This window comes from Leptospiraceae bacterium, from assembly GCA_024233835.1.
In the GTDB taxonomy this organism is placed as follows: Bacteria; Spirochaetota; Leptospiria; order Leptospirales; family Leptospiraceae; genus JACKPC01.
The window spans coordinates 834,137-858,834 of record JACKPC010000001.1 but is presented as its reverse complement, the minus strand read 5'-3'; the positions used below and the strand labels follow the sequence as shown (position 1 = coordinate 858,834).

Genomic DNA, 24,698 nt, shown 5'->3' with positions numbered 1-24,698 from the left:
TCATTGACAGAAACCTTTTTCGCTAAGTACCTTTATATAAAGTATATAACCCTTATGATATATTACTATTTTTAGATAAAGGTGAATACAAAAACTACTGGTTTGAAACGGGAAGTCCTTCTTTTTTGATAAAATTAATCGAGGAAAATCAGTAAAATCCCATTCAGATTGAACATATAGATTTATCCGAACAGGAACTCGGAGCTTTTGATGTTAATCAAATTCGTTTAGAGACGATTCTCTTTCAGACGGGTTACTTAACTATTAAAGAAAAATTTACTGTTGGTGCTAAGATTTTTTACTCTCTCTCCTATCCTAATCTCGAAGTAAAAATGAGCCTGACAGAAGTAATCCTATCTTATTTATCCGAAAGTCATAAGACCAATAAAAATCTCATCGAATTATACAATACATTAACCATTCCTAATTTATCAAAGTTAAAGGATTTGTTTTACTCCTTCTTTGCCTCAATCCCTCACGACTGGTATAGAAAAAACACCTATCTCCCGAAAACAAGGAAATCTACCTTGTCGGCGTGGAATTCTCCAGAGATGAAAAGAATATTACGAATTATGAATGGGAAAAATTGACATCGAGTAACCGCATATTGCCCGTAACCGCATATTGCAATACGCGGCTACGGAATCCCATACATTTCCCAGAACTTACCATTGGGCGTTTTGCCATCGCCTTCTTTGGAATATTCCGGCTTTAAGCCATTCACGTAGTACATCTGTACCATGCCTTTGTTCTTGGCCGCAACCTCTCCGCGATATTCGCAGTTGAAAAGATGATTTATCAGGTTATAGGTCGCGCCACTGATATTGATTTTTCCCGGAGTGCTGCTTGACTCCATGCGGCTGGCTGTGTTCACGGTATCGCCCCAGACATCATAAGCAAATTTCTTTTCGCCAATTACACCGGCTACCAGTGGCCCGGAGTGGATGCCGAGCCGAAGTTCCCAGTAAGAGAAACCTTTTTCTTCTTTCAATTTTTTCATCATATTCATGAAGTTCTGAATTTCCAGAGCTGCAAGCACGCAGTCTATAGCATGTGTCTTATTTTGTTTCGGTATGCCGCCAGCACACATGTAGCTATCGCCTATTGTCTTGAGTTTTTCCAGATTGTATCTTTCGCTTATCTTATCAAACTGCACAAAACAGGCATCCAAATCCTTTACTAACTCCTGTGGTGTAAGTTTTTCTGCAATCTGGGTAAAACCTTTGAAGTCGGTAAACATGACAGAAACAGATTCAAATAAAACAGGTTCTGAATAACCTTTCTCTTTTAGTTCCTCGGCTACTTCTTCCGGCAAAATATTGAGAAGAAGTTTTTCGGATTTTTGTCTTTCAGTTTCGGTTTGTTCTAAAAGTTTTGCATTATAGATGGCACCAACAATCTGGTTACAAAAACCTTCAATTTTTCGAATATTTTCTCTTGTTAATTGAACATCAGAATGGTGAGATGTAAAATAAGCAAGACCAATAGCTTCATTTTGTATTATTAATGGTACAATTAAAAATGATTTTAATTGTATGTATTCAATAAGAGTTTTATCAAATTCTGATGGAAAACCTCCTTTCTTTTTTACTTTCCAAAAAAAAGTTTTCTTCTTGCTATACGTCCTATAAGGAACACCACCCTCTTTATTTAGAGGGACTTTCAAATTTTTAACAAAGTCTACCTGATCTTCAGTCAGGATATTTGAATAATTTCCGATTTTTTTCGTTATGAAAGAATCCTTTTCAAGTAACTGAATAAAACCAAAGTCTATAGAAAAAGTTTGAACGATAAATTCAAAGATTTCATCGAGAATCGGATCCAATGAAGACATAGAATTAATCTTTTTAATAAAACTATTCAAAGCTTCTATTTCTTCTTTTTGTTTCTGGGTTTCATTTTGAGATTGAATGGCTTTTTCTTTTTGGATTTCTGTTTCTTTTCTTGCCTTTTCTGTTTCCTTCAAAAGCTCTGCATTATAAATTACACCTGCAATCTGGTCAGAAAATCTCATCAATTTATTTACCATTTCCGGGTCCTTATCTTTTATGGGTTTAACAGAAGAAGCTAATAATATACCGATTACCTCATCCTGTAAAATGAGAGGTATATGATAAACTGATCTTGCTTTAGCTTTGAGAACCAGTTGAAGATCGAGTCTATTTACAGTAAAAGTTTTATTGTTATAATCATTTCTCATCCTTCTCTGTTTGGAATCGAGAATGATTGATATATCCGACAAAAACAGTGGTTCTCTCGTTTGATAAGTTATGAAAAGAGTTCCTAAATTTTCATTTAAAGGTTTTCGGAAGTTTATAAAGTATTTTTGGTCAACATTGGAAAACTCAAATTGGCTCATATTTTCACTGGAGTAGATTTCATTTTTTTTCTTATCAATTAAAAGTATCCAGGTATTGGTAAGTTCAAAAGCCTGATGTAAATACTGAAAAATATTTTCGAAGATTAGATTGATATTATTACTCGAATTAATGAGTTTCGTAAATTCATTTAATTTTTCTGTTTCAAGATGTGCTAACAGTGCTTTTTCTTTTTCAATTTCAGCTAGTTTCTTTGTTTCTTCTGAGAGTGATTTTAGAAATTGAATTTGGATGGTACCCGAAATATGCTCACATAAATTTGTGATTTCCTTAATATTTTTTTTGTTCAAATCAAGATATTTTTTTATATACGATGTAAACATCGCAATTCCAATTGTATTATTCTGTACAATCAGGGGGACTAATAAGAATGAGTTCAATTCTAATTTTTTTATCAATTCCCTATCAAATTCTACTCCCGGGTAATCTCGTGCAAAAAGGTCTTTAAAATATTTTGAATTTACATAAGTCGATTTTTGTCTCTGAAAAGTTTTAAAGATTATTCCTCCATTTTCATTTAAAGGAACTTTTATTTGTTTACTATAAGCTTTTGTGACTGATGATGCTGTATAAGAATTCTGTGCGGCAGAAAAAAGTTCATTTTTTTTCATATCTTTTAATAGTATCACGCTTCCATCTAACTCAAATTGTTTTTCAAAATATTTTATAAAAATATCCAGTATTTCCTGGAGATCGGCAGTGGAATTTGCAATTTTGGTAAACTGGTTGATCTTTTCGATTTTTTCATTTACTAATTGAGTTTCTTCAATGGCTGATAAAGCTTTTTCCTTTTCTTCCTGCACCAACTGTAGAAGATTCGAACTGTGAATGATACCAACGCAGCAATTCCCGCTTTAGAGTACAAGGCTTCTTTAAGCCTGTTTTTTAATCCATAACTTCCGGATTTCCTTCGAGGAAAAGAACCCAAAATACTTATGTATAGTAAAAATTGAGCTAAAATCATAGTAAAATTAGTACAAGGAAAAATGAATGAATAGCTCCTTCAGAAAATTTTTCACTGTTTTTAAAAATCTCGCTATGATGAATTTTCTCCTATAGAAATATTTGCTTTAAATCCATAAGCAATAGCCTGGAATAGTTGCTCCATAGATGAAAATTCAAATATTTCAAACAAGTTTCTTATCTTTTGCCAGAACAATCTTTTTGCATGAAAAGTTCCAAGTGCTTTTCGAAATAATGCACAGCTTGATTGTTGGATCTGATCTACAAGAAAAGCAAGTATCATAAGAGTTGCAAAGTTATTAGACAAATTCTTACTGCCATGTCCATAATTGTGTTCAAAGTGATAACCCTGATTTTTCAGAGTATTGAAGGTTTCATTTTCTATCTTCCATCGTGCTCTCGCGATTCGCATCAATTCATAAGCATTTTCTTTTGTAATTTCAATATCTGTAACCCAGCTAAAAGCAATCATATGCTCTTTTTTATCAACCTGCTTATACTCAAGAACATTGACTTTGAGTTCTGAAGTCTCATTTAAAGAAATTTGGTTTGTAAAAGAAAAGTAATGAGAAAATCTATCTTTCTCTATACAGAATTGCTCTGTCTTTTTTAATTCCTGTAGCTTATCAAGTTGATTGTAAAGGTGTTTGTGATTTTTTTCTTTTGCACCTATGATAAAGGATAGATTCTTCTCTTTCAGTAATTCAATGTGGGGAGCATTTGAAAACAGAGAATCCTCTACAAATATTGTTTTTAAATGAGGATGCTCTCTTCTAAAATCTTCAATAAATCGTTTAGAGGCGTTTAACTCACAGTCATTTTTTGTTTTCCCATCTTCGTTTGTAATAGGTTCAAACATAAGAGGGATAACTTCTTTCTTATCCGGATGCACAATACAGGCACCATACATCATATGCTGGTAGAGAGTTCCACTTTTCTTATTCTTTACAAGACAGGATTTACAATGAATTTTCTCTGAGGAGAAGAATCCGGTTCCGTCTCCGGAAAGAATATAATAATCATCAAGGACACGATAAGATTCGAGAACCTTGCCACGCTGAAGTTTTGAAAAAAGGTTTTTATATATTTTCCTGAAAGCTCCTGTTGAAACTTCATCAACAATTTCTCTCATTTGAGTGTCAGAGGGTATCTCTTGAATCTTGTATATACTTTGAAGATTTTTATTCTTCACTTTTTCTCTTTCAAACTCAAGAAGCGATGCGTTCTTTTGAGAAAAGATAGCAAAGGCTGACATCAAAGCATCTGTTAGGGAAATCGAAGGATTGACTCTGTGGTCCGGGATTTTAGAAAATTCTTCCCGAATTGTTTGATAAAGTCCATCTGCTGATAAATCTACCCGTGCGTGTAACTCGTTTTTGGCTGGCATATAGTCAAAAAGACTATATCCCTGCACAGGTACAAGCGATTTTTGATGAAAAAGTTTACGAAAGCTTTCCCTGTAAACCCAAAAATCTTAGCCTTATCTGCCTGTTACAAGCAAAGCGGGAATTGCTGGTTTTGGGATTAAAAGAAGAACTTCTTTCATATTTTTATATATAATTTGGAATAATTATAAAATAACAAGTTTCTTTTTGAATAATTGACAAAAATCTTTTACGCTAAGAATCTCATATATTATGAAGAAGCTCTCTCTCGGTGTGCAGATGTTTTCTGAAATGATCGAAAGCAATCTATATTATATAGATAAAACGTAATTTATCAAAAGTGATCCTGAATTTTTATTCGAGAAGAATTTTATCTTAACTTCAAAAAATAAAAGTTGTTCTTCCTGCTGATAAAAACAAACAAAATTTCTGATTTACAGATTCCTTTCCCTATTTATTCTAAAACCGAAAGCCATGAATCGCTATTTTAATACATCCGGTCCGAACCATCCCTGGGAGCATTATACATTGATGCGCCCCGACTTAATTGCAAAAGGAAAAGACCTTGTTTATAAGAGCCGATATTTTACTATATGGGCACCGAGACAGACCGGCAAAAGCACTTATTTTCGTTTACTTGCCGATGAACTGGAAAAAGAAGGGTATAGAGTTTGTTATGTCAATCTGGAGAACTTTAGAGGTTCCCGTCAAGATGAGTTTTTTGAATTTTTAAATATTCATTTTGTAGAGTTCTGGCAGGAGAATCTTGGGATTACATCTTTTGTAGACTTCACAAATAAAATCTTACTCAAGAAAGATAAGAAGTTTGTCTTTATCTGTGACGAAATTGAGGGCTTGAATTCCGACTTTCTCAATCAATTTTTACATACAATCCGTAATGTCTATCATTCCCGCACCAACCATTCTTTAAAATCCGTCATCCTTGTGGGAGTGACCAATATCACCGGAATCATTCAGGACAATGCCAGTCCTTTCAACATAGCCGATGAACTCGATGTGCCTTATTTTACCGATGAAGAAACTGTAGAACTTTTAGAACAACACGAAAACGAAACCGGGCAGGTCTTTGCAGATGACGTTAAGAGAAAGATAAGTGAAATTACCGCCAACCAGCCCGGACTTGTGAATGGCTTTGCCCGTCAGCTTGTAGAACGTTGTTCCGACAAGAAAGAAATAACACTAAGCGATTATCTAAAAGTAGAGGACTGGTATCTCACCGAAGCCATTGATAAAAATGTAGCTAATATTATAAACAAAGCCAGTAAGCATAGAAAATTCGTGGAAGAACTGTTGTTTATCGAAAGAACGATTCCATTTGCTATCGGTCGGAAGGCAATAAAAGAATTATACGCAGCTGGTTTAATTAAAAAAGACATCAACGGAAATGTTGAGTTCTGGGTTCCATTATATAAAAAAAGATTGTTTGATGAGTTCTTTCCCTATTCCAACGGAGAAGCAGATCGCATTGCGGGTAATATTCCATTATACGACATTGTATTGGATGAAAAGAAAGAATTTCATCTCGATAAGTTAATTGAGAATTACAAAGAATACATTGCCCGCAGGAGCTTTCGTCCCTTTCGGGAAAAAGACGAGGTAAGCGGAGAATACAAGTCTATCCCCGAAGCGGTGATGGTGTATAGCTTTGAAACCTATATTCAATCTTTCTTACAGATGATAAACGCCAAAAGCTACCGTGAAGCCCAGGCTTCCTTAGGAAATACAGATATACTTATCCATCTCTACGGCAAAGAATATTTGATTGAAGTAAAAGTTTATCGCTATGATAAGCAGTTTCAGGATGGGAAGAAACAGTTGGCTTACTACTGCAAGTCACTCGGCTTAAACGAAGGTGTTTATCTGGTCTTTGTTCCGAATAACATTCTCTATCCCGAACGAGCCAAAGAAGGCGTGGAGAACATTGAGGGGGTGGCAATCAAAGTTTTTCTTGTGCGCTATGATGAAGAGAAAGAGTTCGGGATTCGGTGATAAAGCCGTAGCCGCGTATTGCCGTAGCCGCGTATTGCAATACGCGGCTACGGAATCCCATACATTTCCCAGAACCTGCCGTTGGGAACCCTGCCTTCTTTATCCTTCGAAAATTCGGGTTTTAGGCCGTCCACGTAGTACATCTGTACCATACCTTTGTTCTTGGCTGCCACATCTCCCCTGTATTCACAATCAAAAAAAACCTTCACCAGTCCGTATGTGGCACCACTGATATTGATTTTACCCGGTGTGCCGCTTGATTCCATACGACTTGCGGTATTCACCGTATCGCCCCAGACATCATAAGCAAATTTCCTCTCACCTATAACACCGGCAACTAACGGACCTGAGTGGATGCCAAGCCGAAGTTCCCAGTAGGGAAAACCCATTTCTTCTTTTAAGCTTTTCATCATATTCATAAAATCCTGAATTTCAAGAGCAGCCAATATGCAATCTATAGCATGGGTTTTATTCTTACGAGGAATTCCTCCGGCACACATATAGCTGTCACCTATTGTCTTCAGCTTTTCTAAATTATATTTTTCGCTGATTTTATCAAACTGCACAAAACAGGTGTCTAAGTCTTTCACCAGTTCCTGGGGTGTAAGCTTTTCTGCAATCTGGGTAAAACCTTTGAAGTCGGTAAACATAACGCTGACGGATTCAAATAATACTGGTTCGTAAGAACCTTTTTCCTTTAATTCTTTGGCTACATCTTCTGGAAGGATATTTAATAACAAGTTTTCTGATTTTTGACGTTCCTTTTCAGTCAATTCATAAAGATGGGAATTATTCACAGCAATAGCTAATTGCTCACAAAGAGACTCACAAAAATGAATCTCATCTTTGGATAGTTTATTTAATCCACCAAATTTATTTATATGCATAATTCCTTTCACATCCTCTTGAACGATTAAAGGAATCTGAAAGATAGTGGTTAGTTTTAATTTCTCGATAAAGAATGTATCAAATCGAGAAGAACTATTTTTCATTAGTAACCCGGCATGTCTTAAATACGTAGTCCTTTTTTGGGAAAAAGTAAGGTAGGGAGTGCCGGCTTCCGGTTTGATAGGATAAATTGTCATTGTCAGAAATAGATTTTGTTCCTGCGTAAGATATCCTGCACTACAGCGGACAAAAAATTCATTTTTATCGGGATTGACTAACTGCAATATAAATAAATCCGCACCGATTTTTTTAAACAATTCTGTAACCGCCATAGTAAAGGTTTCTTCTAATATATGACTGGAGTTAATTGTTTTGGCAAATTCATTTAAAAACGTTGTTTCTTTTTGTGCAATTAAAGCTTTCTCTTTTGCTTTTTCTGCAATCAATTGTGCATCCTTTAATTCTTCTTCAGCCCACTTTTGTTGAATAATACCTGCCATCACATTGACAATAGAACTTAAAACCTTTTCTTCTTTTTGAATCCGAATATGTCCCTCATTAACGTATAGATTCAAAACTCCTAATAAATTATGATGATAGAGAATCGGAATACAATAATGCCCGTGGGGTTCGATCTCCGGGTAAGTAACATTATGGTCTTCATCGAGTTGATTTCTATAAATTATTCTTTTTTCGGAAGCAGCTTTTCCGCAGAAGCAAAACCCGAGAGGTAGATATGCACAAGCGGAAAGTAAATGTTCATGCAAACCAAAATTAGAGATCATGATTAGATGTTCCGAATTCTTGTCTTTTAAAAAAATACTTCCCTTATCAGCTGCTATCCATTCTAAGGAGAGAATTATTTTTAAGATTTTATCCATCTGTTCATTTAAAGAAATGTTTTGGAGGGAAATTTCTAAAATGGAATTTAAAACTTTTTGTACATTATAATTGTCTTCGATCTCTCTGCTTTGAATTTCTAATTGTAAAGTCCTCTCTGCTACTTTTTGTTCCAGGGAACTGTTTAATTTTTCTAAGTCGTTACTTAAGTTTTCTGAAATATTAAATGCACTGGAAAACCGCATGGAAAGAACCGCTGCTTGAGAAAAAATAAACCCGAATAAACCAGGAGCAAATAATGGAATTGATTCTATGATAAGTTGTGCATGCAAGATATCATGAATAATAATCACAAAGAAAAATAAAAAACCACCCAAAAAGGTTTTCGCTCCCTGCCTTCTGTTAAGAGTAGCTTTTACTAAACCATAAATGGTAAAAAAAGATGTGATAAGTATATAGACCTGAATACTTGTAGTAGTTTTAGTATAATAAAAGGAAGATAATAAAAGAATCGGAAGGGTAAATAGGTATCCCACCCATACAAATCCCTTTCTCACTCGATTTGTATATTCTTCAGGAAAGATATAGTATATGAAGTTTACAAAGACCGGAACTAGTAATACTAAACTTATATATTCTAAAAAAGTTAATGGCTTATAACTATTTGGAACCAACCTCTCTAAATACTTTTCTCCGGTTAAAAGTATGCGAATAGAAATCAGGATACAATAAATACCAAACCAGAGAGTGGAGGGATCTTTTTTTCGTAAAAAATAAAGTCCAAAATGGTATAGACCCATAATTAGAATGGAGCCTAATAGGAAAAAGTCAATAATGGCAGTCCTTTGAATCCGATTAGACAGAGTATGGTAATCTCCTACTTGAATCGGATGCCAGATTCCACCTCCATATCCATTATGATGATTAGAAACTTTAAATATAAGCTCTATTGTTCTTGTTTGATTCTTCCTTAGAATATTTTCTTTATCCAGGAGAACCAGTTTGGGATTAAAACCGGGAATAGTTGATTCTTCCTTTTCGGACACATTTCCACCTGAGACGTGTCTTTTCCCGTTTACCCAAAACTCGTATGCAGTGCCGATGTTAGATATTTTGACTCCCAATAGTCCGGGGGATTCAGGTAATAACACCCGTAATCGATAGGTTCCATATCCCTTTGCCCCCATGGGTCACGACCGGAATGGTCACGACCATTCCCTACGAGGGGAATAAATTCCATTGGATAAAATTCCCATTCTCCATCCACTTTTATGGGTTCTCCATTCCAGTTGCGGAGGTCAATTACACCGTTTTCTGCCTTAGAAGGGCTGGAATCTTTATTTTTACAATGAATAGTAAATGATAATAGGAGAAATAAAAATACAAAATGAATCTTCATATTTTAGAAAAATTTTCCCTGACTATTTAAAATTTGCAAGCTAATTTTAAATCATTGACAGAAATCTTTTTCGCTAAGTACCTTTATATTATTAAAAAGCTTCCACTCGGTGTGCAGACATTTTCCGAAATGATAGAAGACAATCTCTATTACGTGGATAAAAGTAGTTTTGTTCGACAGCTTGTCGATGCCGAGAAATATTACTTTCTCTCCCGCCCGAGACGATTTGGTAAGAGCGTATTTATTGATACACTGAAAGAAGCTTTTTAAGGGACTTAATCTGAAGAAAAACTGGGACTGCCAAAAGAAACATCCGGTTATCAAAATTAGCTTCAGTGGTGGCATTATGCAGACCCCAAAACAGGTCGAAGAAATCATCCAGGGCATACTTCGCTATAACCAAAGAAATCTTAATATAAGCTGCAAAAAAGAGTTATCCTCATCTATTTTGTTTGAAAGAATTAATTGAAAAGTAGTATAGAAAACTACAAGGAAAAAGTCGTAATTCTCATCAATGAATAGTAAGCGTTAAAATATACCCACCTTGAAATAATAAAAGAATTATGCGAAAGTAAAAGCATAATGGAACATGAAAAAAGATTAGAACATCTATCAAACTGGCAGCGAAGCGGGTTGAGTATGTCTGACTACTGTCGGAAAAATTCTCTTCCAGTATCTACACTACGAACCTGGAAGTCAAAATACTTACCATCCAAAGAGTTATGGAAAGAAGGAAGAATCAAAACTGAATCAAAAAACTTTTCACAAGTAGCCGAGGAAGCAAGTCTGGAAATAGAGATACCGATTAATAAAGAGTTTAAAATTACAATAAGGTATTACTCATGATATTTAGAAATCCACAGAGATTAAAGATATATTTTTATAAGTGCACCGGAAATACAGCGGGATATTAATGGGTTATGTTTCTCGTCTACCAATTGAAGAAGATAAATATCGGTATCCATTTTTGTAAAAAGTTCTAAAACAGCATAGTTAAAAACTTCATCAAGACTTAAACTTGAGTTTACAATTTTAGAAAAATTTTCCCTGACTATTTAAAGTTTTGCAAGCCAATTTTAAATCATTGAGTATCCGCTTAAAAAATCAAGAGGGATTCTTTACATGTAAACAAGTAAGTAGGCTATTTACGGAATTGTTGACACCTTTAAAAAGTTTTGCCGTCATGTTCTAAGAAGAACAGTAGATAGAAGCAAAAGAAAGTATAAAATTTTAAAAACAGACAGCCATGTCAGTTTTTTTTCTTGATTATTTTGGAAAGACTTGTAAAATAAGGTACAAGTAAAGGTCATGGAAAATGAAGATGCTAAAACGAATATTCAAACTTCTGTTACTAATTTTTATCCTGAGCTATTGCAGCGATAAAGCTAAAAAAGAGATAACCAACCCCTTCCTTTTTTCAGATGGGTTTGATTACTCCAAACCCCTACAGTTTTTTAACCTACTCGACCCCTTTCCTGTTCTAAAAAAAGGATTAAGCAGTGTCGATGTCAATGGCTTTAACACCGAGTTGGATAAGGCTCTGCGAAAAATTCACCCGAAAGACATAAGCGGTTCTCTCAGGGCCCTACAATTTACCCTGCTTTCGGCCCGAAGCGAATTACAGAACACCCTGACTCATACGGCCAGTCTTTTGGAAAGGGCCAGAACCGTAGACCCGGTTTCTTACAATGCCCTGAGCCCCATGATGGAGCGTCTGCGGAACTATTCCAAACCGGTCATACGCGGGCTTCTTCCGATTTCTGCCGCTCACTTAATCAATGAATATAACACGAAAAGTTCGGCGACGATTCAAAAACAATTTAATGATTTTGCTACCGAACTGGAATCCAAGAACACGAAAGACCTGCTTATAAAAGCGGAAGATATAGCACATAAAGGTCTCAGTACCAACAAAAATGTGCGTTCCGGTCTGGAAACTCTTCTGAACGGATTGGTGCATTCAACTATCATCACAGATAAGTCGATTAAATCGGACTTGATTTCCATGATGGGAGATCTCGGAGAAGTAACCCAGAAGAAAGCCGGTTTTTCTGATTCCAAGTCTCCCGAAACCGTTTTTAAAGAACTCATTATCAATTTAGAAGATTATAATACAATTGGAGGAGCAAATTATACCTCAGAGTACAGCAATGCCAGCCATTCCAGTGAATTTGAAACCCTGCTGGTAGATCTCTTTAAAGAAGTACGAAAACTTATCATTCCCGATACTTCCGTGATGAAAAATTCGGTGATTCTCACCGATGAATTGGCTAAAACTCTCGCTCTCATGAGTTTTACTTCTACCCTTACAGGTGTAGAAGATTCTCTTAAAGACCTGATTCGTCTCGATATTAAGGGAAAAGACCGCTCCTACTCCAATAATGGTAGTCTGAAAACTTCAGCTCTCGAAACCCTATTTTTCATGCTTTCAATTGTGGATTCTTTCGGATACGTCTGGGATACAACAGATAATTGTAATAACAGTGCAACCTGTAATAACTACATTACCGGAGCCACCGGCGGAGAAATGACAGTAGGCGATACCCTCTGGTCTTTGCAATCCGTCCTTCGTAGTGCCGATACGTTTAATTTTAAGAATATTCTAAAACTTAATGCAGAGAGTCGCAATGTCTTCAAAAATAATATAGAACTTTCGACTACAGCCGGAACAGAAGTGAATATTAACACCCGCGTACTTCGCCTTTTAGAGACAGAGTCCATTGGTTCCACGAAACCCATCACCGAAGCCGCCACGGATCCTGTCTATGCCAAAACTACTCCCTGGGTGATGAACTGGGTCAAGCGGGTTTTGTTTGAAGGTTACGGCCCCTATTATAATAAGAACAAGAAAAATGCGAACGGAGACAATGTTGCCCTGAATGGAGAAACCCTGAAATACAAGAGTACCTGGAAAACCGGGGATTATAAAATTTGTCTGGAAAAAGACGCAAGCGTTGCCCTGGCCGATAGATACCGCTGGGTCGGACTCGGAGGTAGAGAAAGCGACGGAACAACAATTGCTCATCCGACCGGTGCCTGTACGACTTTTCCGACTCCTCCTACAAGTTCCAGTTGGACCTATACCATTCAGGAGATTACAAAAACCGATTCCGAAAGAGCGGTAGATTCGGATGAAGAAGCCCTTTACAAAAACTTCCAGTGGCTTCTGTATGAAAAACGGTTTGTAGTGATCATTCCAACCCGTGCCAAATTATCCAGCACAGTTCCATTTGAAGAGGGACTTTTTATTATAGCTATAGGCAACGGTTTAAAAGGTATGATGGGCCTAAAACCCAATTGTGGTCCGAATAATTCCCTTACCGATTGCGGAGACTATAATGGGGTCTGGAATTCAGATACAAGCACAGCTAAAACCCTCCGCTTAAAACAATACAATGCACTCAATACCGATCTGGCGACCTTCTCCAGTGTACCGGGAGACTCGGTGCTTTTAATCGAAGGCTGGGGCTATGGTTCTTCCGGAATATCAAGTAGTCTCACAACATCTCTTGTTCTTCCAAGCCTTGTTTTTAACCTCTTAGTACCGAGTCCCTCTCTGGTTTTCGGTATGATTCCCCCCGTTCTTTCTCAGAATTTTGATGTGCTGGAGCGTTTGAGTTTTTTAACTTCGGATGTAGTGAAACCGGCGGATACGGCGAACTACTGGGAAAAACGTAATAAACTCCTGCCCCTGATTGCAGGCCTTGCAAAAGTTTTAGACGACCAGGTGGATGTGGCGAATAGTAAAAATCCCTTTACTCTGCTTGTGGGTTTGAGTAAGGTTTTAGCCAGACCGAATATCTTTTCTACTCCGGATCCGGTATCATCCGGCAACCTGTCTTTACCGGTTGCTAATCCTGCACCTCCGACAATTCCGAGCGTGCGGATTAAAATGAGCTCCACGAGTTACGGAATCCGTACACCGAATGCCCTGATTTCTGATTATTATCCCAATGACACCCTGAGACCTGTTATCAGCCTTCTATCCGAGAACGAGCGTAAATACCAGGATGGACTTTTAAACCTCCTATCTAAAACTGATTTACTGACCAAACTCATCAATGCCTTTGCCAAGTTGGGTGCGAGTGATAAAAAGGAAGGCCGGGATCTCATTATCTCCGGTATCCAGACCATTGTAAAAGAAATTAAAGTAAGCTCGGACTCTCCGACTGTTGAGCAGTATAACCTGCAAACCTATATCAATGAAAAAGCCGTGGAACTCGCGGCTTACCCGGATTCTCGCTCTACAGACACAACTGATGCAAGCTGGAATGGAGTTAATGATTCGGTACAATTTGTACGAGATTATTTCGGAACGAGCTCCCCCTACTCCCTGATTAAAAGTGCTGACTTTGCTATTGATATGATTTCGGAAATTCCTCCGAGTTCGGAGGAAATCAAACACCTTCTAAACGTAGCTGCCACATTATTTGTAAATACAGATGGAACAAGACCCTACCAGTTAACCGACATCCTTACAAAACAGCTTTCCCCTCTCATCCGCCAGATTGCCCCCTACGGACGAAATATCTTTGCTATGATGGGAAGCCTTGGTGAGCCGGGAAGTTATATATCCTTTCTTGAAACCCAGATGACCATCGGAACCTTCAAAATAGTAGATTTATTGTCAGATACAGAAAGGTTATTAAAGTCTAATATGATACAGACAAAAACAGAAGACGGTGATTCTCTTCTATACTCTTCGGGTGTATTGCTCAAGGCATTTGCCGACATCAATGAATTTGGAAAGAAATTAGATACGAAAGGATTTCCTTTTGCGGATAGTTTAAATAAGAATGATGACGATACCTACTGGCAGAGGTTGAATATTATTCTTAGTGAGAAATGATTTAGCTAAATTATGAATGGAGAAAAACGATGAAAACGAAAAAATTAAGCTTAACAATTGGAAAATTTTTATTCTTGAGTGTAGCTTTTACCTTTTTAACAGCCTGTAACGAGAAAATGAAAGCACCTGACATTTTACCCCTGGCCTTACAGGGACAGAAGTTAGATGCTTATACAGAACCTCTGGATAGCGAAGAAAATCCTACGACGGGCAAGACAACAGACCCCGGTTCAGTAGAATTCTATGTGGAAACGGATACAACAGGTTCGAGTACCTGTACGGCCAATACGGAACCTCCAACAAGCTTCGGAGAAAATGGCCCGGAAGCCTACTTTCGAGTTTGTGATACCTCTGAAGTTGATCGTTACAAGAGTCTTGAGATTATCTTTTCTCATGCAATGAAACAGGCGAAAGACCCTTTGAATCCGGAAGAAGGAAGCGTGGAAGCGAATTTCTCAATAACGGGTAAAACCGCAGGTGCCCTTTTGGGACCGGGTGGAGGTGGTACATTTATCTGGAGAAGTCCGAGACGACTTATCTTTGACCCTTACAAGGAACTGAACTCTTCCGAGACTTACACTTTAAGTATCAGTGCAGGAGCTCTTACGGAAGATGGAAAAGCTCTCAAGGCTTTTTCCAAAGAGTTTACAGCCTCTCACGATTACCTGTTGAACGTATCGGTAAACCAGGGAGTAAACAACTATACTCTAGGTGGAGTCGATGATGTGACCCTGGAGAAGGATGAAGGTGCGATTATCCTCAACACAAATTTTGTGAATACCGCAAATGTGTTTGATACTATCCAAAAGGTTCAATTGAAGAAAATGGGAAATACGGAACTGGCAGTGGATATTTGTTTAGAACCCTGTTCTTCTCTTGCTTCTCCTATGGACTTAAGTAGCACTTCCCTTCCTCCGAGTATAGGCGGAAACACCTACTACTACGAAATCAACACCAAGTCAGGAAAGACCTATAAGAGGTACTTTAGTTTTAACTATGGTGATGTGAACACAGAAGTGAACGGACTCGTAAAAAATGTAGCTTCCGGTGTATTAGATGAAGCTCACATGGTTCAATTTTTAAAACGAGTAGTAGAAAGATTTACTGCTAATGATTTCAAAGTAACCGGGAAAACATTTAATGACTTTGCCGGCTTACCCAAATCCAACGCGAAAAATACAACAAAGTGTATTAACTATAGTGATGGCGAAGCGAATTTTCAATTCGTTAAAAGTTATGGTGATAACCCCGATGGAGGTTATTGCGGACCGAATGGAAATGAAGGTCTATTTGTAGGAACCTATAATGGTATTTTAAGTTTTTGGAGTAATTCTTACTTCGATATGGATGTTTATGTGGGCTCTATCAGTATTCCGGGTTTAACCGATGGGAATGATACTGTGAAAGCCGAAATGGTGGTAAACTCCGATGGCGAAATGGGAATCGACTTAAAAGGAAGAAAAGCTTATATTACACTGAATGTGATTGCAAGAAATAGAAGTACTCTTGGCCTTGTAATTCCTTCCGGAAGTAAATTTTTCTTCTCAACGAATATTACTCTAAATGGTTCAGACAATAGTTTACGGCTTGCCAGGGCCAGAACCGCACTGGGTGTAAATTCTGAAGGAGTTTTAAACCTTGCAATCAATACTCCTCATGTTCCTACTGATCCCATAAACGGAAATTTCTATGTAGATGGATGGGTGCAAAACCTTGTAGTAGGAAACATGGAGCTAATCAAGTCTACAAGCTGGGCCGCCGATCTTTTAGAACCTATAACTGAGATGATAGCCAATGGCCTCGTTCCTCAGGTAAAAGGAGCTATCACCCAGAATATGCTCAAAGATGTGGTGCAAAAAATCGCACCGGATGTCTTGAACGCAGTTGTGGGAAATTTAAAAACAGAAGGTGTAACCATTGCCCTTCCTGATTATTTGCCGGCACCTCTCGGAGGCTATCCTTTAAATGCAAAAATCCAGCTTTCCAGTGACGCCAGGGTGAGACATGATGGAACCAACAAAGCCATAGTAGCCTCCGTTCATACGGGAATTACAGCAGCCACACCAAATACGAATCCACGTTCTCACTCTGCGAAGCCGGGTTTTGTATATACCAAAAATCCGAATGAGCCTTTGATAAACCCGGAAAACAGCGAGCCTTTCAAAATGAGTGCCGCCAATCCGGGAATGATGCTGGCTTTACATTCCGATGCAGTAAACCAGGCAGCTTACCACATGTGGAAAAACAGGGTTCTGGACTTAAGCATAGACGAAAACTTTATCGATGCGATTAACTCCTTTGCCGGGGATGACCCTCTCCTCAAGCTTTCCAAATCTATCCTGAAAGCTTCTGCGATAGTTTCCATCTTAGCACCCGGACAGAATGAAGTAAAAGGAGTAGATGCAAGCGGGACTCCATTAACACCGATAAGTGGAGATGATGCGGTGATCTTTAAGATAGATCCGGTTATGCCTCCGGTACTAACCATGATTCCGCATTCTACTTATGATCCGGCAGATGAAACTTCAGGCCCGAGTGTAAAGGCTACTTTCAATGATTTACAGCTTACCGTTCAGGGAAAACGTAAAGATGGAACGAAGTATACCATCGGAACTGTCAGGGTAAGTTTATTAGCAGATGCAAAAGCCAGTTTTAAAGAATTCTCTAATAAACCCTGCGCACAGGGTCTTGCGAGCTGTGATACCAACAAAAATAACCTGAATGCTCTGAGTGTAAAAATCTTTACCAGCAACTTACACTACACCCTCGCTGTTTTGGAAGGATCGACATATAATCCTTACGGTCTGGATCCCAAAGGAATTACTACTGTATTAGATCCCCTGGTAACATCTCTGGTAGTTCCCCTGGTAAACAGTGTCTTGCACGAGATACCTCTACCCGGTGAAGTTCCCTTCCCGGCTCTTACCAATCCGTCAAGCGGAGCGGTATGTAACTTAAGTGCAAGGACAGATAATGCGATTGCGTTTAAAGGATTAAAGGTTCCGGCAGCCGATGCAGGTAATCCCTATCTTTTTGCTAATATTCCCCTGAAAGGCTCCGCCGTTTCAGACCCGGGAAGCATTATCGTAGCCCCCTGTAATTAAGATTTAGATTTCATGACCTGTAGTATTTGCAGGTCATGAATTTTCTTATTGTAAGATGCACAAACAGCAACAATTTGCTTCAACGAACATTCAAGGAATCTTAGCTAAAATACTCCGGTAAATTTCCTTCAGTATAAGTGAACTTCTTCCCCTTTAAAAGCACTGATTTCCCCTATTAGATAGGCTTCTTCTCCTTCCCTCTTTAAGCTTTCCATGATGGAATCCGCATCATTCTTAGAAACTACAAGTAGAAATCCGGTACCCATATTGAAGGTCGAAAACATTTCTCTTGAGTCCAGTCCTTTGTCGGTTTGTATTTTATCAAAAACATAGGAAGGAGGAAGTTTTTTTAATTCAATACGAGCAGTAAAATCCTTTTTAAAAACTCTCGGTATATTTTCATAAAAACCTCCACCGGTAATATGTACCATGCCCTTCACTTTATGCTGACTCAAAACATTCAAAATAGGTTTTACATAAATTTTTGTTGGTTGCATTAAGAAATCACGAATAAAGGAGAGTTCAGTTTCACTTTTCGGAAGTTGTCCATCAGAGAGGTATAATTTTCGAAGTAATGAAAAACCATTACTATGAGGGCCGCTCGATGATAGGGCGAGAAGTACATCTCCTGTTTCGATAGAATTTCCATCAATGATATCCTCTTTTTCTACTGCCCCTACTACAAAACCGGCGAGATCGTATTCATCTGCTTTCATGATACCGGGATGCTCGGCTGTTTCTCCACCTATAAGAGAAGCTCCGGCCAGTTCACAACCTTTTGCTATACCTCTTACAATTTGATTCATTTTAGAAATTTCTAATTTACCGCAGGACATATAATCTAAAAAGAATAGAGGTTTGCCTCCGTTTACCAAAATATCATTGGCGCACATAGCGACGAGGTCAATTCCAACCGTATCATGCTTGCCTAATAACCTTGCCAGTTCAAGTTTGGTTCCCACTCCATCTGTTCCACTGAGTAATACAGGATTTTTATAATCTTTTAAAAAGGAGACATCGAATGCAGCAGAAAAGCCGCCTATACCGGCCAATACATTTTTACTATATGTGGATTTAACTACATCTTTAATAGATGATACAAACTCTCTTCCGGCTTCTGTATCAACTCCTGCATCTTTGTAAGTCGGTTTATTTGACATGTTTTTTTTCCTTCTTTAGCTGTTCTAAATAGTAATATGCCATCTGGTAGTCCTTTTCCGTCCCACCATTTAAATATATCTGAATAGGTTTTTCACCTTCCTCTTTTACTTCTTCACAATCAGGACAGAGTCGGTTCTTTATATGCCGTATTGTTCCCTCTGCCCCGTCGTATAATTCAATATCAGAATATAAGTTTTGTATAATTTCTTTCACCAGTGTATAGTGTGTACAGCCTAATACCACCGGTTTTATTCCATCTGTTTTTAAAGTCTCTAAAATAGGTTTTAAAAAATCCTGGATTTTTTTGGTTTCTCCATTATCAATTAAACTGGAAAGACCATCACAGGAAACAGGGTGTATCCATTCTTCAGCACCGATATTTTTTTTTAGTCTATCAAATTTTGCTTCTCTTAAAGTTAAAGAAGTCGCGAGCAAAGCAACTTTTTTTTTCGGGTTATCTCTGACTGCCGGTTTAATGGCAGGTTCCATACCAAATATCGGAATATGATATTTTTCCCGTAAAAATTCTACAGAAGCAGAGGTGGCGGTATTGCAGGCAATCAGGATACTTTCAACTCCCTGCTTTTCAATAAGAAACTTACAAATAGTGTCCGTTAGAGCAAGAACAACTTCGGTAGGCTTCGGGCCAAAAGGGCTATTAGCCAGATCACCATAGTAAAAAAGTTCAGAAGAAAAAGCTGAACTCAAACCCGGAAGGACACTGAGTCCTCCCAGTCCGGAATCTAAGACTCCGATTTTAAGACGAGATTGTCCCATATTTATTTGCCCGAGGCAATAAAAGTTTCAATGCTCTCCCGTATAGATTTCATCACCCAGTCAAATTTGGCTGAATCTTCTTCTAATAGTGTTATCCGAAAACCTGGCTTTTCACAGTTAAATGAAGTCAGAGGCACCACACAAATTCCCTTTGAAGCTAAAAGGTTCATAATAAACCTTCTATCTCTCGGTACATTTTTCTTGAGTATTTCATTCAAAAGTCCTTTGGCTTTCTGATTCTCAACCGGCAGACTCATGCTGTCAGAAAGGACTCCATCTTCAAATAAAACGGTAAGGAAAAAACCACCTTTAGGTTCCACGAGCTTAATCCCTTTTGTCCCGGCTAAAATTTCCATGGCCCGTCCGGCCCTGTGTTTGAATTTCTCATTCCGTGCATTTAAATGTGGAATAAAATTGGGCGATGAGTAAATTTGGGGAATTGCCATCTGGGGAAGAGTAGTTGAGCAAACCTCCAAGGTTTTGGCGTCAATCAGGGATTGGATATAACGTTCAAACACCGGATCGTTTTTGCGATTTAAAACTTCAATCCAACCACAACGGGAACCCGGCCAGGGAAGTTCTTTGGAAATAGAACGAAGAGCCATTCCGCAAACCTTATCTCCTATAAACTCCGAAAGATGTAAGGAACCTGAACCCGAATAGTTCACATGTGCATAGGTTTCATCGCAAATAAGCATACAGTTATACCGTTCACAGATATCCACAATGGCTTCGATTACTTCTCTCGGATAAACAGCTCCTGTAGGATTGTCCGGATTTATTAAAAGAATCCCGGTAATCGAATCATTATATTTTACTTTTAGCTCGATATCGTTTATATCGGGCATCCAGTGGTTGTCCGGGTTTAACTCATAAGTTAAGTGTTCATAACCACTATGAGCTGCCTCAGCCGAAGAGAATGTGGAATAAGCCGGACTTGGCCCCAAAACTCTCGCTTCCCTTCTCATGAAGCCAAAAATCTTAGCGACTGCATCTCCAAGACCATTAAAAAATAGAATATCATCGGGAGTAATTTTGGCGCCTCCCCTTTCGTTCACCTTCGCCGCGAGAAATTCTCTGGTTCGAATGTCTCCCTGGGATGCGGTATACCCCCAGGAAAGGCTACTCTGAATCAATCCGGAAACGATTTCTACCATCCAGGGAGCAATTTTTTCTCCTTTATTGACGGGATCACCGATGTTTTCCCAGGTTATGGGGATTCCACAGGCTTCAAATTTCTTAGCAGTGCCCACGATTTGCCTGATCTCATAGGTAAGGGCATCTGCACCGGGGTGAACAATATTCCTTCTCATTTTACTTACTGTAACTTTTTAGAGGCTTACTGCATCAATCGAATTATTTCGAGAAAGAAAAACTCCCTAACTTTTTTTAAGGGGATTCATAATTTAGAATTTTATAATTCGGTGTTCAAAAAGGTTTAAGGCAATACAAAGAATAAAGTTCATTCTCTCTGGTTTAAGTTTTGAATCTTCTGATTTACTGTTTCTGCCCTTCTGACCTTCACATCGACCTTGAGAAATTGCTTTCCGGCTCCCTTAAATGTCCCTTTAACCGGAGACACATCGTAAAAATCCCTTCCTACAGCCACACGGATATGCTGCTCGGATGAAGCCATATTATTAGTGGGATCCATTCCCATCCAGGAACGTTCCGGTAGATAAACATCCAACCAGGCATGACTTTGTTCAGAACCGGTCAGATTATTTGCACTATTTGGATTATAACTCTCAATATAACCGCTCACATATCTGGCTGCAATTCCGGCTGTCCGTAAAATAGAAATCATAGAATGGGCAAAATCCTGACATACTCCCTGCTTTTTCTCCAACACTTCTTCTACCGGAGTATTAATTGTAGTGGAACCCGATTTGTACTTGAATTCTTTTGTAAAAGATCGATTGAGTTCCAGGATAGCTTCTCCTATCGGTTTATCATCCGGAAGAAAACGTTCTGCGAATTTATGTACAACTTTTCCATTTGTTTTTACAAAATAGGAGGGTTTTAGATAATCGTAAAATAATAAATCATTTTCTTTAAACCACTGACGGGCCTCTTTTATTTTCATATTGGATTTTAAAGGTTCTAAAGAAGGAGGATAGGTAATTACATCACTCCTGGAAGTTATTTCCAGATGCTTATGCCGAAATGGCACTGAAAATTCGTAGTTAAGGTTTCCGAAATAATCCCTATGGGAATAAAAAGGAACACTGGGTCGAATTTCTAACTCGGTCGAATTAATCCCCTGGCAAAAAGTTTCAAGAGGTGATAAAATCACCTTTGAATAAGATTCCATCGCTTCGTATTCATATTCATAAATAGTAGTATGGGTTACAATAAATCTGGGCATAGTTTATTCCCTCGTAAATGGAGTCGGATACGCAATATTCGTATATCTATCGATTATTTTATTTGCCAGTTGGCGAATTCCACGAATAAGACTCAAAGTCCAGGCACCCGTAGCCAGGCTATTCTTAGAAAAAATAATCTCGTAGGGTCTTTGTTGATAAATCTGTATACTATCGATACTTTTACTCAGGTGCTTTTTTAAATCAAAAGAAAAAGCTCGACTCACTAATAAATCACATAAATATTCCGGGGATTCATCCATATAGCGAATATCTAATTGTGAAGTAGAAAAAAGAATTTGTTTTATTTTAATTAAACAGTTCACAAAGGAATTGCTATAGTTTTTATCAATTAAAAGCATACGATACGCAAGATAAGGCTCATAGTTAGCCTGATAAGTCCATTGATAAGCCTCGTAAGAATTTAAGATTTTTAGCATGATGATAATAAAAGGATGCATATTAGTAAGACGATCACTTTTGCGATAGGCATCCATTGTAAATTTTAGGGTGGCTTTTAGAACCATAGAAATTGAACTACAGTGTTCGATATATCTTCCTAATTGAACATATTGCAAAATTTCCTGTCTCGAAAATGTATCAAGAGATAAACCAAAAAAGGCAAGGCAGTAATGAAATACTTTTCCGAGCCAATCCAAAATCTGGTTGATATCCGGATCGTTTTTCTCCATATCCGGAATATTTTCCATCATGGAAGAAAGTTTTCTCAAAGATGTCCACATTTCATCCGGAAGATAATTTTGAATTTCCCTTGCATTGTTCATGGAAAAGTTTATATTTGAAACCATTGAATATGGATTCTTTAGATCAGCAACTGCCTGACGAAAAAAAGCTACAAACCAGGGTGTATCGGTGTTTGCAAAAGCTGAGGTCGGAGTTCCGGTTAAGCGAGACATAGATATCATAATTCGCTTATAGGATGGATCGTAAGAACCTATGAGTTGATCTAACTCGGAAGAATAAGTAACCTGCAACACATTGGCAGTGGTTAAAACTCGATTCATGTAACGACCTAACCAGAATAAGTTTTCGGCCACACGACTTAATATACTGGCTTGCTTACTGGGATCGCTAAAAATACTGATAGGAGAATGTAAGCTGGGCATACTGTCCCCCATAATCCAGGTATCCTTACTTCCTCCACCCATAGAATTGCATACCATCAAAGAATTTTCTTGATAAGCTACGCGGGTCAGAGCAGCATTACTCAGATGAAAATTCTTTCCTAAAAAACTATAAAACCTCGTTTCTACATATCTCGATTCTAGAGCATCTTCAGAAAAAATGCGGGAACAAGAAAGGGGACTTAACTTTTGGGCTACATACCCGAAAGGATTTCCTAATACCTTATTTTTCCATTCAGCTACTTCGGCTTTTGTAGCCTCCTCCCCGATTAAAACTCCCCTGCCACCGGTTCCCTGAGAAGATTTAATTACATAAGACTTAATATTCTGAAAAACATGCTCAACTATCTTATCCTTGTGCAATAACATAGTATCTACTGTTTTTAATATGGGCTCTTCAGATAAATAGAAACGAATAATATCATCTATATAAGGAAGCAAGGCTTTGGAGCTTGCCACACCCGAACCAATACTATTGACTACCGTTACATTTCCGTGGTATACGCAGGAAAAAAGCCCCGGCACTCCTAAAATACTATCATGATAAAAGCTTACAGGATCTATGTAGTAATCCTGTATTCTTCTATAAATAATATCCACACGCGAATGCCCGTCTACTGTTTTCATAAAGACATGGTTTTCTTTAACCAGTAAATCTTTGGGATGAACAAGAGGAATTCCCATCTGATTGGCCAGATATTCATGTTCACTGTAGGCATCATTATAGATACCCGGTGAAAGTAAAACAATAGAAGGGTTGGTTACATTTCTGGGAGCACAATCTTTAAAACTGGAAAGCATAAGACTGGTTGTATTCCATGCAGAACGTATTTTACGGTTATCAAATATTCCGGGAAATTGTTGACGCAAAATTTGTCTGTTAAGAATTGCATAACCTATACCACTGGGAATGGCAACATTATCGTCTACAACATGGTATTCTCCCTTACAGTCACGACTAATATCGGTTGCACTGAGATGAATATAGACATCATTTGGTATTTTCACATTTACACAGGAACGTAAATAATTATCATCCCCCAGAATAACTTCTTTAGGTATAACTTTCTCCTGCAATATTCGATTTTCAGAATAGATGTCATTAAGAAGCATGTTTAAGGCTGTTATTCTTTGTTTACAACCTCTATAAATAAAATCAAATTCGTCTCCTGAAATAACATGAGGAACAAAGTCCAGATTCCAAAAACGTTCTTTACCGGAATTATCAAACCTCTGACCGAAAGTTATTCCCTGTTCTTTCAGAGCGAAGTTTATTTTTTTTTGAATAGAACGTAGCCGATTCAGGGGTTGCTTCTTTATGTATTGAAGCATATCTAGAGAACTTTCTTTTTCTAATTCATTAAAAGAGTTTTTATGACTTAGTTTAGATTCTTTAAACTTTATTTCCGGTAAAGCAATCATATTATTCCTGT

The 24,698-nt window shown here is 37.8% G+C and carries 13 protein-coding genes and 1 pseudogene; 5 read left to right on the top strand and 9 right to left on the bottom strand.

Annotated elements, in window-relative coordinates; genetic code table 11:
- Window positions 1-637 precede the first annotated feature (637 nt).
- The gene (locus H7A25_03970; GenBank protein MCP5499032.1) at window positions 638-1,834 is read right to left on the bottom strand and encodes a hypothetical protein; all 1,197 of its coding nucleotides are present in this window, start codon (window positions 1,832-1,834) and stop codon (window positions 638-640) included.
- A 1,580-nt stretch (window positions 1,835-3,414) separates the two neighbouring features.
- The gene (locus tag H7A25_03965; GenBank protein MCP5499031.1) at window positions 3,415-4,728 is read right to left on the bottom strand and encodes a transposase; all 1,314 of its coding nucleotides are present in this window, start codon (window positions 4,726-4,728) and stop codon (window positions 3,415-3,417) included.
- Between the two features lie 472 nt (window positions 4,729-5,200).
- Between H7A25_03965 and H7A25_03960 the strand changes: the two genes are divergently transcribed.
- Window positions 5,201-6,736: an ATP-binding protein gene (locus H7A25_03960; GenBank protein ID MCP5499030.1), complete on the top strand. Its 1,536-nt coding sequence runs from the start codon at window positions 5,201-5,203 to the stop codon at window positions 6,734-6,736.
- Between the two features lie 47 nt (window positions 6,737-6,783).
- Here H7A25_03960 and H7A25_03955 read toward each other — a convergent pair whose 3' ends face one another.
- Window positions 6,784-9,510, bottom strand: a complete 2,727-nt coding sequence (locus H7A25_03955; GenBank protein ID MCP5499029.1) for a hypothetical protein — start codon at window positions 9,508-9,510, stop codon at window positions 6,784-6,786.
- 29 nt (window positions 9,511-9,539) lie between these two features.
- Window positions 9,540-9,863: a hypothetical protein gene (locus tag H7A25_03950; protein ID MCP5499028.1), complete on the bottom strand. Its 324-nt coding sequence runs from the start codon at window positions 9,861-9,863 to the stop codon at window positions 9,540-9,542.
- Window positions 9,864-9,953: 90 nt separating this feature from the next.
- Between H7A25_03950 and H7A25_03945 the strand changes: the two are divergent.
- From H7A25_03945 to H7A25_03930, 4 genes and pseudogenes are all read left to right on the top strand, one after another.
- A pseudogene (locus tag H7A25_03945) lies at window positions 9,954-10,332 on the top strand (AAA family ATPase).
- Window positions 10,333-10,445: 113 nt separating this feature from the next.
- Entirely contained in the window at window positions 10,446-10,709 is a 264-nt protein-coding gene (locus H7A25_03940; GenBank protein MCP5499027.1) for a hypothetical protein, read from the top strand.
- Between the two features lie 469 nt (window positions 10,710-11,178).
- Window positions 11,179-14,712, top strand: coding sequence for a hypothetical protein (locus H7A25_03935; GenBank protein MCP5499026.1), 3,534 nt, complete (start codon window positions 11,179-11,181; stop codon window positions 14,710-14,712).
- 29 nt (window positions 14,713-14,741) lie between these two features.
- The gene (locus H7A25_03930; protein MCP5499025.1) at window positions 14,742-17,816 is read left to right on the top strand and encodes a hypothetical protein; all 3,075 of its coding nucleotides are present in this window, start codon (window positions 14,742-14,744) and stop codon (window positions 17,814-17,816) included.
- 128 nt (window positions 17,817-17,944) lie between these two features.
- Here H7A25_03930 and H7A25_03925 read toward each other — a convergent pair whose 3' ends face one another.
- The 5 genes from H7A25_03925 to H7A25_03905 form a co-directional block, all read right to left on the bottom strand.
- The gene (locus H7A25_03925) at window positions 17,945-18,976 is read right to left on the bottom strand and encodes a phosphoribosylformylglycinamidine cyclo-ligase (protein MCP5499024.1); all 1,032 of its coding nucleotides are present in this window, start codon (window positions 18,974-18,976) and stop codon (window positions 17,945-17,947) included.
- Window positions 18,966-19,754, bottom strand: coding sequence for a glutamate racemase (murI, locus tag H7A25_03920; protein ID MCP5499023.1), 789 nt, complete (start codon window positions 19,752-19,754; stop codon window positions 18,966-18,968). Before murI ends, H7A25_03925 begins: the two co-directional genes overlap by 11 nt.
- Before the next feature lie 2 nt (window positions 19,755-19,756).
- On the bottom strand, window positions 19,757-21,067 hold the full coding sequence (locus H7A25_03915; GenBank protein ID MCP5499022.1) for a pyridoxal phosphate-dependent aminotransferase: 1,311 nt from the start codon (window positions 21,065-21,067) through the stop codon (window positions 19,757-19,759).
- A gap of 149 nt (window positions 21,068-21,216) precedes the next feature.
- Window positions 21,217-22,122, bottom strand: a complete 906-nt coding sequence (locus tag H7A25_03910) for a transglutaminase family protein (GenBank protein MCP5499021.1) — start codon at window positions 22,120-22,122, stop codon at window positions 21,217-21,219.
- 3 nt (window positions 22,123-22,125) lie between these two features.
- Window positions 22,126-24,687, bottom strand: coding sequence for a circularly permuted type 2 ATP-grasp protein (locus tag H7A25_03905; protein ID MCP5499020.1), 2,562 nt, complete (start codon window positions 24,685-24,687; stop codon window positions 22,126-22,128).
- Between the last annotated feature and the right edge of the window lie 11 nt (window positions 24,688-24,698).